The sequence below is a fragment of the Bacteroides sp. AM16-24 genome, assembly GCF_003471885.1.
In the GTDB taxonomy this organism is placed as follows: Bacteria; Bacteroidota; Bacteroidia; order Bacteroidales; family Bacteroidaceae; genus Bacteroides.
In genome coordinates this window covers 18,015-30,087 of record NZ_QRKI01000007.1, presented here as the reverse complement: position 1 = coordinate 30,087, position 12,073 = coordinate 18,015, and the positions used below count along the sequence as shown (strand labels likewise).

Sequence of the window (12,073 nt, the reverse complement as noted above, 5' to 3'; positions counted from 1 at the left end):
AAGTTATGAAACTATATAAAATATATTCTAGAGCTATAGGATTACTTTTCGCATTGTCATTCTTGTGTGTGGGCTGCGAGAATGAAGATATACTCGATATTAATGATCTGGAAATCTCTCCAAGTAATCCTGAGAGTGTAGTTATTGTAGAACCGGACGATGGTATTACGTCGGTCAACGCTTTAACCAAAGCTATTAATGAAAATGGAGATGCAACATATATATTGCGTCGTGATGGAGTTTACTATATGGAAGGCAAGAATGTCTTCAAACATAATGTTGTAATTAAGGCCGAAAATGGTTCTGGCAAAATGCCTATCATACAACCTATTTGTGACGCGCAAGGAGCTTTAAATGCTGATATGATCCGTTTGGAAGGTAGCGCCACTTTTGAGAATATCTATATCATAGGTAAAGATGCGGCAACTGGTAATCTCATGCAACGTTTATTTCGTATTGACGAATCAAATGTGAGACTGAAATTTGACAATTGTTTTATTGACCATTGCAGGAACTTCTGTATTCGTACTGACAATGTCAATAATAAAATTTATCTGAATAACTCTACCATTCGTAATTTAGCTCTCACAAGTGATCCAGCCAATGGCAGATTGATAGATTCACGTGGAAACGAGCAAGATAGTATTGTTATCAATAATTGCTATGTTTATAATAACACTGCCCATATTGTACGATTTGATAATGTAGTCACAAACTATTTTGGAATTAAGCGCAGTACATTCTATAATGTTGGGCACCATATACAAATAAACTATGCTATCAAAGTTGAAATTGAGAACAATATTTTTGCTAATGTAGGGTGGAAATCAAGTGCCGCGAGTGATGTGTTTTGGCAAATTTCAATACCAAAGAAAGATGAACGTGCTCAGGATATTAGTATGAGTGTTTGCAATAACAACTTATTTTTCTCTGAGGAATTTGAAAGACTGTTTGCCAAATACCCGCAGAATTTGAAGCGTACCACACTCTCTGACGATGGCTATCAACTGATAGAGGAAGGTAAACTGACTTTTAAAGATAATTTCTCGGAAGTACTGACTTTTGATTATCCGCCTGTTTTGCCAATGGAATATATTGACAAGTTTTTTGAGAATATGGGAAGTAATATGTCCAAATGGGCAGATCTTCCATTTTATGTTGACGAAGACGGAGTAGAAGGTATTGAAGTAGGAAAGACATTCACATTTCATTATTCAACCTCTTCCAAATCAGCAACAGCTTCCACAACCCAAGGACCTATTGGAGCATCGTTTTAAAACTAAAAGAAAATGAAGAATATACTATTTATATTTTTAGCAGTGTTATACTCTGCTTGCATATCGGCTCAAGAAGGAGATAGTAAGAAGGTTAAAGACAGGGTCCATCCCTATCTGATAATGACAACAGAAGATGAATCTGTCATCCGTTCTGCTATACAAACAGATGGAGTGTGGAAGGAATATCATGCCATCATGATAGAAGAGGCCGATAATATTCTTGGCAAGCCTAATTGCCAAAGAGTTATTCTTGGCAGAAGATTGCTTGAAGTGTCGCGTGAATGTTTGCGCAGGACGTTACTTTTAGGATATGCCTACAGAATGACTGGTGAAGTGAAATATGCCCAACGGGCAGAAAGTGAATTAGATAATGCCGCAGACTTTGTTGATTGGAATCCATCTCACTTTCTGGATGTAGCTGAAATGACTACAGCTATGGCTATCGGATATGACTGGCTTTACAATTTTATCAGTGATCAGACTAAGCTTAAAATAGAGAAAGCTATAGAAACCAAAGGTTTGAATCCATCATTAGACAGCCAATATAATAGCTGGCTCTATCGAAATAATAATTGGAATCAGGTATGTAATGGGGGAATAACACTTGGTGCCTTGGCTATTTATGATAAAATTCCAACCCTTGCTGATGAGATGATTAACCGAGCTGTTCAGTCTGTTAAATTACCTATGTCCGTGTATGCACCTGATGGTGCGTATGCCGAAGGCTATTCCTATTGGGGATATGGGACGACTTACAACCTTCTCTTAATTGATGCTTTGGAAAATGTTATGGGAACTGATTATAATCTTTCTCAGGAACCAGGTTTCTTGAATACTGGAAAGTTTATCCAGAACATGCTACTTTCTGATGGCAAATCCTTCAACTATGGAGATTGTTCATCATCTGGTCGCGTAAGTCCTGCTATGTTTTGGTTTGCTAATAGGACTGCTGATAAAGATATTCTTTGGAGTGAGAAATACCAGTTTAGCCTGTCTTCTAAAAAGAGTATTAGGTCCTATCGATATGCTGTACTGGCTCTGATATGGGGCGCTTCTACTCCTATGGATAATCTGCCTAAACCTACTCAAAGAATGTGGGTATCGAGTAAAACAACCACTCCTGTTGCCCTTATGCGGACTACTTGGGATTATCAACAGGGATTATCCATTGCGCTCAAAGGAGGGACAGCACAATCAGGACACACACATTTGGATGCCGGTTCTTTTATCTTTATCAGTAAGGATACTCGCTGGAGTACGGATTTAGGTCCTCAGGATTACAACTCATTAGAATCCAAAGGCATTGATTTGTGGAATAAGAGTCAGGAATCTGATCGTTGGAAAGTGTTTAGATACAATAACCTGGCTCATAATACACTTTCTTTTGACAATAAATATCAAAATGTGAATGGTTATGCAACGATTACAGACTTTTCGGATAATGAAAACTACATGTATGCTATTACAGACCTTACCAAGATATACGAAGGTCAAGCAAAGGAAGTTAAAAGAGGAGTCGCTATCGTTGATTCTCACTATGCCGTTGTTAGGGATGAAGTAAAGACATTGGGACAGCCCACTGTTATTCGCTGGAATATGGTGACGGAAGCTCAACCTACTATTATAGGAGAACATACAATACAGCTATCCCAGAATGGAGAAAAACTGTTATTGGAGGTGGAATCTCCGGCAAAGGTCAGAATGAAAACTTGGAGTGCGACATCACCCAACAGTTGGGATGCCAAAAATCCGGGTGTGACATTCGTTGGGTTTGAAGCTGAACTGCGGCCCAATACAACAGAAGTATTGCAAGTTAAACTCATACCGGAAGGTAATTTCGATTCCAACAAAGAAATAATGCCGTTAACTGATTGGAAAAATAACTAATAATAAAAATTTTATATGAAGAAAAAGACATTGATTTTGGCAGGACTAGTAATAGGACTACTCTTACCATCATGCAGTAATAATAGTAATGATATGATGAGTTCTGTGATAGAAAAAGGATTAAAACGTAGCATTGAACAGTCTGAATTTATGGCTGCCAGTCTGATGGATCAGCCTGACAGGCTTCCAAAAACTACAGAGAGAGATGGAACTCTTGTTACGTCAGATACGCATTGGTGGTGTAGTGGTTTTTTTTCAGGAACTTTATGGATGCTTTATGAAGCTACTGGGAATGAAACGCTGAAAAAATATGCAGAAAACTATACGATGCGTATTGAAAAGGAGCAATATGCTTTAGATACGCATGATTTAGGCTTTATGATGAACTGTAGTTTTGGAAATGGTTACAGAATAACAGGAAATGAAAATTATAAAAAAATCCTGTTACAAAGTGCCTGGTCATTAGCAACACGCTATAACGAAAATATAGGAGTTATTCGTTCGTGGGATAATAAGCCTAAATGGATGTATCCTGTAATTATTGACAATTTAATGAATTTGGAACTATTAGAAAATGCATATAAATTATCACAGGACTCATTGTTTGATAAAATTGCAAACAGCCATGCTACGATAACTATAACAAATCATTTTCGCCCGGATTATAGTTCATGCCATGTTGTAGATTATGATACCATAACTAATAAAGCGCTCAAAATGGATACCCATCAAGGATATTCAAGTACTTCGGCATGGGCACGTGGACAAGCGTGGGGATTGTATGGCTATACAATGATGTATAGAGAAACCCAGAACGAAAAATATCTTCAGCAAGCCATTAACATTGCGAAGTTTATCTTGCACCACCCAAACCTTCCGGAAGACAAGATACCTTATTGGGATTTTGATGCACCTAATATTCCGGACGAACCGCGGGATGCTTCTGCTGGAGCTATCATAGCATCCGCTCTGTTAGAATTGGGTCAATACGTCAATGATGATAAGCTTTCTAAAGAATATCAGTCTGTAGCCGCTCAACAACTGAGAACACTCTCGTCAGACGAGTACTTGGCGGCTCCCCAGACAAATGGTGGGTTTATTCTTAAGCATTCAGTGGGAAATAAACCCCGAAACAGTGAAGTTGATGCTCCACTTACGTATGCCGATTATTATTATGTAGAAGCGTTACTCAGATATAAGAAACTGTTGCAATAGGTATTTCGGCCAATTATATAAGAATGCGGGTTAGGACGGTTAAGACAATCTAACCTGCATTTTATTTATAAACAACACTTAACAACTACCATGAAAAAGAAATTGGTTTATTTGTTTTTACTATTATGGGGCTGCTGCAATCAAGCACAGATTGCACGCGCCCAATTTGCTATGACAAACGTATATGGACGGAAATATGTACTATTAAATGGGAAATGGGATGTAATCATAGATCCTTATCTGCATGGGCATAAAGACTCTATCTATAAGGATAAACCTTTAAAAAGTAAGTCCGATTTCAAAGAATATGCTTTTGAAGGAGGAGTACGGCTTAATGTACCGGGTGACTGGAATTCTCAATATCCGGAATTAAAATATTATGAAGGTACAGTATGGTACGCAAGGCATTTCAGTATAAAAAGGAGTTCTGACGAAAATGTATTTCTATATTTCGGGGCAGTAAATTATCAATGCACTGTATATCTGAATGGAACCAAAGTGGGGGAGCATGAAGGAGGATTTACTCCATTTCAGATAAATATAACAGACTATATTGTTTCTGGAGACAATTTTCTTGTATTGGAGGTTAATAACTATAGAAATAAAGATGCGATACCTGCTTTACTCTATGACTGGTGGAACTATGGTGGCATAACTCGGAATGTTATGATTGTGAAAACTCCCCAACTATATATTGATCATTATTTTATACAGTTAGACAAATATAAGCCGGATCTGGTTCATGTCAAAGTACAACTTTCTGAAAAGCGTGTAAATGAAAATATCCGAATTACTATTCCCGCTTTAAATGTACTTCGACAGTTGAGCACAGATAGTACAGGTATGGCGCAGACTTCCATAAAAGTTAAGCGGTTACAACGGTGGTCACCGCAAACGCCTCAGCTATATCTGGTTCAACTGGCTACTCGCAGCGATACTATTAAAGAAGAACTCGGATTTAGAAATCTTTATGTCAAAGGGAAACAAATTTATCTGAATGGTAGTCCTGTTTTTATGAAGGGTATCAGTTTTCATGAAGAAATAGCTCAGAGACAAGGTAGAGCTTTCTCTCAACAAGACGCAGTAGCTCTGTTATCCGAAGCAAAGGCATTGGGAGCTAATTTGATACGACTGGCACATTATCCTCAAAATGAGTACATCGTAAGATTGGCTGAAAAAATGGGTTTCATGCTGTGGGAAGAAATACCACTTTGGCAAAATATAGATTTCACTAGTAAAGCAACTCTGCAGAAAGCATTGACTATGCATTCTGAAATGATAATGAGAGATAGAAACAGATGTGCTTTGACATTTTGGGGAATTGCTAATGAAACCAGTCCCTCCAAGTCGCGTAACAGTTTTCTAAAAGAAATTATAAATAATTGTCAAAAGATGGATACCACCCGTTTGCTTACTGCTGCTTTTGATAAGGTGAAGTGGAATGGTGATACCCAAACATTTGAGTTGGAGGATACACTTACAGAATATCTGGACGTTGTATCTATCAATAAATACATGGGGTGGTATCATCCGTGGCCAATTAAGCCGTCTGAGATTAGCTGGAATATCTGTCCAGATAAACCGCTTTTTATTTCCGAATTTGGTGGAGAAGCATTATACGGTCAGTCTGGAGATGCTACAGTTGCGAGTTCTTGGAGTGAAGAATATCAGGAACGGCTATATAAGGACAATTTAGAAATGTTTATCTCTATTCCTAATTTGACAGGTATAGCCCCTTGGATTTTGTTTGATTTTCGTTCTCCTTATCGTTTTCACCCGCTCAATCAAAATGGTTGGAATCGAAAAGGGTTAATTTCAGATCAAGGATATCGCAAAAAAGCATGGTATGTAATAAATGAATTCTATAAAAACATTAACTTTTAAATATCTGACAATGAATATTCATATACTTTCTTTACTAAGTGTTGCAACTATTGCACAAGTATCAATTGCGACGGCACAGACTGCGCCTAGGGTCAATATTTTGTTTTGTGTAGCTGATGATGCAGGTCATATGAGTGCTTATGGGGTTCCATGGATAAATACACCTGCATTTGATACTGTAGCTCGCAATGGACTTTTATTTAATAATATGTATACATGTAATGCCAAATCCGCACCCTCACGTGCTGCTATGATTACAGGTAGAAATTCATGGCAGTTGGAAGAAGCCTGTAATCATTGGCCGAACTTTCCTGAGAAATTTAAATCCTATCCGGAAGCTTTAGCTGATAATGGATATTATGTAGGCTGTACGGGAAAGGGTTGGGGACCTGGATATGCTGTCAATTCAAGAGGTGAGAACCGAAATCTCACCGGGCAGGTATGGAACAAACGTAAACTTACGCCTCCAACTACGGGGATTTCTGATTGTGATTATGCAGCCAATTTTAACGATTTTCTAAAGAGTTGGGACAAGTCTAAGCCATTTTGTTTTTGGTATGGAGCACTTGAACCGCACCGTGGCTATGAATATGAATCTTCTAAGCGCTTTGGGAAGAATATCAATGATATTGATTCTGTACCGTCCTATTGGCCAGACAATGAGGTTGTGAGAAGAGATATGCTGGATTATGCAGTGGAAGTAGAGCATTTTGATAAACATTTAGGTCTGATACTTCAGTCTTTAGAGGAAATAGGCGAACTTGACAATACTGTTATAATTGTTACTTCTGATCATAATATGCCTTTTCCACGTTGTAAAGGACAGGAGTATTATAACTCCAATCATATCCCAATGGCAGTCATGTGGAAGAACGGGATAAGAAATCCGGGAAGACAGATCAATGAATACATCAGTGTCATAGATTTGGCACCTACTATTTTGAAGGTAGCAGGTATAAGTGAAGTGCAATCAGGGATGCAAGCTATCACTGGAAGAGACTTTGTTGACTTGCTGAAAGATGAAAACACAGGGATAGACCGTAATTACGTAATGATTGGTAAAGAACGGCATGATGTAGGTCGCCCCAATGATCAGGGATATCCTATCCGTGGGTTGATCAGAGGAGACTTCCTTTACCTTAAAAACTTTAAACCTGAACGCTGGCCTGCAGGTGATCCTGAAACAGGTTATATGAATGTGGACGGTAGCCCTACTAAAACTGAGATCCTGAAAGCCCGTCATAATCCCAAAACAAAATATTTATGGCAACTGTCTTTTGGGAAACGGGAAACGGAGGAATTATATAATATAAAAAAGGATCCTAATTGCATGGTCAATTTGATTCAAAAGAAGGAATATGCTTGCATAAAAGATAGAATGGAAGAAGAAATGACCAGACGATTATTGGATCAAAAAGATCCGCGAATGTATAATAAGGGGGATATCTTTGATAAATATCCGGACACCAGCGAAGCCCATGACTTTTGGCACAGGATAAGGAACGGAGAGCGAGTTCCGGCAGATTGGATTAATCTTTCTGATTTTGAAAAAGACTTTCCACAATAAGAGTTTTTCCAATAAAAAAAGAAAATAAAAGAGTATCTATATGATATTTCATCCGCAGATGACACAGATTTATAATAGTAAATAATTGCTATATCTGAAGAATATCTGCGGATGTCAAACTCTGTTTCTATACCTTTTTCTGAATAGAATATTGTTTCGGGGTCATACCAAACTCTTTCTTAAAGCTTTGTCCGAAATAGCGTTGATCTGAATATCCCACCATATAACATATTTCTGAGACAGGATGGGAAGTTTGTTTTAACAGCTCTGCGGCCCGTCGCATGCGCCTTTTTCTGATTAAATCACTTGGTGACAAATTCGTGATTTCCATAGCTCTTCGATATAAAGTAGAACGGCTTATGTTTAATAAACTAGCCAATTTATCAATATTAAACTCAACATCTGCTATGTTATCTTCTATAACGTTGATGATATTAGCAACGAATTTGTCGTCATCTGATGTGATAAGTACTTCTTTAGGATCTATAATCAACTCTTTCCGAATGTTCTCTTTGATTGCCGTACGTACATCAAGCAGCTGTCTTATTCTTGCATCCAGGCTAGCTACATTGAATGGTTTTGCAATAAACACATCAGCCCCTGCTTCATATGCCTTCTGCTCCGTTATTTCAGAAGAAAGTGAGGAAATGAAAATGACGGGTATTGCTGATAATATCTGGTATTCCTTCATTTTGCGACATAACTCAAATTTATAGTCGTCTTCTTTCACCACATCAAAAATAACTAGAGAAGGTATTTTGTCGAGTATGTGCTTTATGTCGGTAGCAGCTGTGTTTAGTGATATGTTAAACTTATTTTGAAAAACAGACTTTATGAAGAGGTCTATGTCCTTGTCTCCCTCATACAGATAAATCACTGGCAAAGTTTTATCCGAATCAATATTCAATTCATCCACAGTTCTATCTTTTTGAACAGTTACAGGTAATAACAGCAATACAGATTGTGCTTTATCCAATGTTTTCATTTCTCTTGCACTATAATGAGAGTCGCCTAATAGCAAGTCGAAAATATATTCCCTCATCCGGTTTCCTTCGATATTACGTATGGATAGTTCGCTATGATGCACTTTTAGATAATCGTATGCAATTAAAAAGCGAGTGTTTAACTCTTGTACATTAGACTCACCTTCTCCACTTCGGGATGCAATAATACTTACGTTCAGCCTGTAATCATGGGAGTCAAGCATATATTTCACCTCAACCCTACCATTATCTATTATATAGGAAATAGCATCTTCCATAATATTATATAGAGCTACTTCTATCTTAGTTATGTCTATGATAGTTGTAACAGAAGTCACGTTTCCTTCTATTGAATAAGTTACATGTTTGGTGGCAAACTCATCTAGAAATAAATTACAAATTCCTTGGATAACAGGAATAATATCTACTTTTGATAACTGTACATCATATTCTCCCAAGGATACTTTTTTGAACTCCATCAATTTCGATACTTGTTCCGACAATTTGAATACATTGCCTGACATCGTATGTAGCATACGCTTAACATCTGTATTTGTCAACTGGTCATAATTTTTTAGTAAATATTGCAGAGGCGCATAAATCAGAGTTAAGGGTACCTTAAAACCATATGACAAACGAGTGTAATAGTCTAATTTCCACTTAGATAAAGCATCCTTGTGCCGCAATTTAGAACCTAAATTAAAGTTTCGGACAACTAATAGTAAAATGCCTGCAACTATGCTTACATATAAGGAGTAGGCCCACCAAGTTCTCCATGGTGCCTTTTCTACCACAATCTCAATAGTCCGTATATTGTCCATCCAGATACCCGAAGCATTAGTTGATTTTACTTTAAAAGTGTATGTGCCGGGAGTTAAATTGGAATAAGAAGCGTTATTTCTTGATGCGTCTGTAATAATCCAGTCTTTATCAAAGTCCTCTAACATATAGGCATACTCTATTTTTAGCGGATCTTTATAATAGAGAGAGCTGAAAGACAAGGAAAATTGAGTATCTTTATACGATAGCACTAACTTGCCCGAATTATTGATCTCGTGCAAACGATTTTTCTTCTCATCGGAAAAATTCTCTTTATTCAGAAGTTTTATGCCGGATATATAGACATTATGCGGATAAGTGTCTGGTGTCAATTGAGTAGGATTAAAAAAGTTGAGTCCATTTACTCCTCCTATGAATATTTCTCCATTGCGGTTGACGCATGTTCCCAAAATATACCATGTCTTTACAATATCTTGATTTACATTCAATTCATAATAGACAATCAAATCTTCTAGATTGATCTTATAAATACCGTGTAAACTAACCGCCCATATATTCTCCATATTATCCTGTATAATAGCCCCAATATAGGAACTCTTTCTTGAATATGGGAATTCTAATCTGGTAAACTTATCTTGCTCAATGTTGTATCTATATAATCCGTTTGCTGTTCCGGCCCATATTCTTTTTTGATGGTCTATATATATTGCCGTTATCCACGATCCACCAAACATATTTCTAGGGTATAATTTTGTACTTATAACTTTCAAATCATCGTCCAGTTGTAGGCGATATAACCCATCATTGTCTGATGAAAGCCAAATGTTTCCATTGCTGTCCCTACAAATGGCTCTGTGTTTGCCTTTCACCTTTTCCGGATAGTCTAATCTGGTGAATTTGCCGGTTGAAGCATTGATGCTACCAACCCCACCTTCGGAGAATGCAAGCCAGATATTATTGTAATAGTCCTTAAATATGGAACGTACATATCGCATTCCATATTGCTCTAATGCAACATTTAGTGATTGATCGTCATAAAAAAGGCATCTTCCCGAATCGAAAAATTTGATTGCGTTTTTTGTGCTGATCAAGAAGGTTTGATCTTTGAATTTGGTGATGCACTGTATTTTGTTGCCAGCCATTATGTCATTTGTATTTCTCCGGTCAACATATTGCGTAATAGTATAGTCATTTTTATTGTTCCACTTTATCTTATTAATTCCATTGGATGTGGCCAACCATAAATAATCATTGTCACAGTATATGGAAGAAATAATATTGCTGGATGGAACATTCTTTCCATTTTTACTATGCTTGATGGCATGAAAGTTGGAGGACTCATCATTGTATAAATATACTCCCTCTAATGTACATATCCAAATTCTGGATTTCTTGTCTTTATAAATTTTATTAATAGTGTTTTTCAGTTCGCTATCTCCTGATTTATCTATTAATAATTTATTTTTCAAGACTGCCTTTCCGCTATGGTCATATTCGTATATGGAAATACCATATCCCCTGGTTCCCACCCACACTTGATTTGCGTATTCGAAGAAAGAGATAACTTCATGATTATAGGCAATATGCTTAAATCCCAATATTCCCACAGAATCCAAAGTATCTATGTTACTATATAATATTTCTTCGCCACGGCATATCCATAGTTTATTGCGGCTATCAATAAATAATTGAACAATTTTGTCTCCACTATATAAAGTGTTGCTCTTCGTTTTACCGTCATTTTCAATATGAATGATCACCAAACCGGATTCTGTACCCAATAAGGCTTCTTGATTGCCATAAATCACCATAGAGGTAATATGATTATTCAGTGATTCCTTATATATGGTTATTTTGTGGATGAAATTCCAGTTATAGTCAAAGAGGAAAACCTCTCTGTCTGTAGCTACAACTTGATAATCGCTGTTACACTGATAAGCTATAATATTTTTGGATTTCAATAATGGAGAACAAAGGTCACATTGGTTATTTATATAGTTGTAGGCATAAAGTCCTTCATTGGTTCCTATATACAATGTTGTTTTTCTGTGGCTTAAGAAATTAACATAACGGTCGCTTATCATTGAATGAATTAATGGCTGAAGAGAATAACCATCAAAAAGAAAAACGCCGTTATCCAAACCTAACCACATAAAGCCTAACGTATCTTGTTCAATAGAAGTAATTGTATTATAGAAAAAGTTTCCTTTAAAATCAAAAGACTTTATGTTTTGTGCCATTCCATAAAATGGGTAGGACAGCAAAATACACAATAGTACTAAGATAACTTTACTAATATGTTTCATAGTATACTCAGCTAAAACTTTACATATAAGATAGTCGCCTTTATCACACCTATATCTCTTTAGGTTTCTACTAATATGCTATTTCCTATTAAGAAAACAAATCTACTAATTTATATTGTTTAATGTGCTATTTAGAATCTTAAAATGTAAAAAATGCATTTGGAGCTTGAAATA

6 protein-coding genes are annotated in these 12,073 nt (G+C 36.7%); 5 read left to right on the top strand and 1 reads right to left on the bottom strand.

Annotated features, from left to right (window positions below):
- Positions 1–5: 5 nt before the first annotated feature.
- From DW182_RS09970 to DW182_RS09950, 5 genes are all read left to right on the top strand, one after another.
- Positions 6–1,277 (top strand): DUF4957 domain-containing protein, encoded by a 1,272-nt coding sequence (locus tag DW182_RS09970; protein ID WP_118295401.1) that lies wholly within the window; start codon positions 6–8, stop codon positions 1,275–1,277.
- Positions 1,278–1,289: 12 nt separating this feature from the next.
- The gene (locus DW182_RS09965; RefSeq protein WP_118295400.1) at positions 1,290–3,164 is read left to right on the top strand and encodes a heparinase II/III family protein; all 1,875 of its coding nucleotides are present in this window, start codon (positions 1,290–1,292) and stop codon (positions 3,162–3,164) included.
- Between the two features lie 15 nt (positions 3,165–3,179).
- Entirely contained in the window at positions 3,180–4,379 is a 1,200-nt protein-coding gene (locus tag DW182_RS09960) for a glycoside hydrolase family 88 protein (protein ID WP_118295399.1), read from the top strand.
- Between the two features lie 90 nt (positions 4,380–4,469).
- Positions 4,470–6,263, top strand: a complete 1,794-nt coding sequence (locus DW182_RS09955; protein WP_118295398.1) for a glycoside hydrolase family 2 protein — start codon at positions 4,470–4,472, stop codon at positions 6,261–6,263.
- A gap of 10 nt (positions 6,264–6,273) precedes the next feature.
- On the top strand, positions 6,274–7,830 hold the full coding sequence (locus DW182_RS09950; RefSeq protein ID WP_118295522.1) for a sulfatase: 1,557 nt from the start codon (positions 6,274–6,276) through the stop codon (positions 7,828–7,830).
- Positions 7,831–7,957: 127 nt separating this feature from the next.
- Here the strand turns inward: DW182_RS09950 and DW182_RS09945 are convergent, their stop codons facing one another.
- A complete protein-coding gene (locus tag DW182_RS09945) occupies positions 7,958–11,899 on the bottom strand; it encodes a helix-turn-helix domain-containing protein (RefSeq protein ID WP_118295397.1) in 3,942 nt (1,313 codons plus the stop codon).
- Positions 11,900–12,073 lie beyond the last annotated feature (174 nt).

Bases quoted from the DNA above. Each gene is read 5' to 3' on its own strand.
- DW182_RS09970 (WP_118295401.1), top strand. From the start codon at position 6: ATGAAACTATATAAAATATATTCTAGAGCTATAGGATTACTTTTCGCA.
- DW182_RS09965 (WP_118295400.1), top strand. From the start codon at position 1,290: ATGAAGAATATACTATTTATATTTTTAGCAGTGTTATACTCTGCTTGC.
- DW182_RS09960 (WP_118295399.1), top strand. From the start codon at position 3,180: ATGAAGAAAAAGACATTGATTTTGGCAGGACTAGTAATAGGACTACTC.
- DW182_RS09955 (WP_118295398.1), top strand. From the start codon at position 4,470: ATGAAAAAGAAATTGGTTTATTTGTTTTTACTATTATGGGGCTGCTGC.
- DW182_RS09950 (WP_118295522.1), top strand. From the start codon at position 6,274: ATGAATATTCATATACTTTCTTTACTAAGTGTTGCAACTATTGCACAA.
- DW182_RS09945 (WP_118295397.1), bottom strand. From the start codon at position 11,899: ATGAAACATATTAGTAAAGTTATCTTAGTACTATTGTGTATTTTGCTG.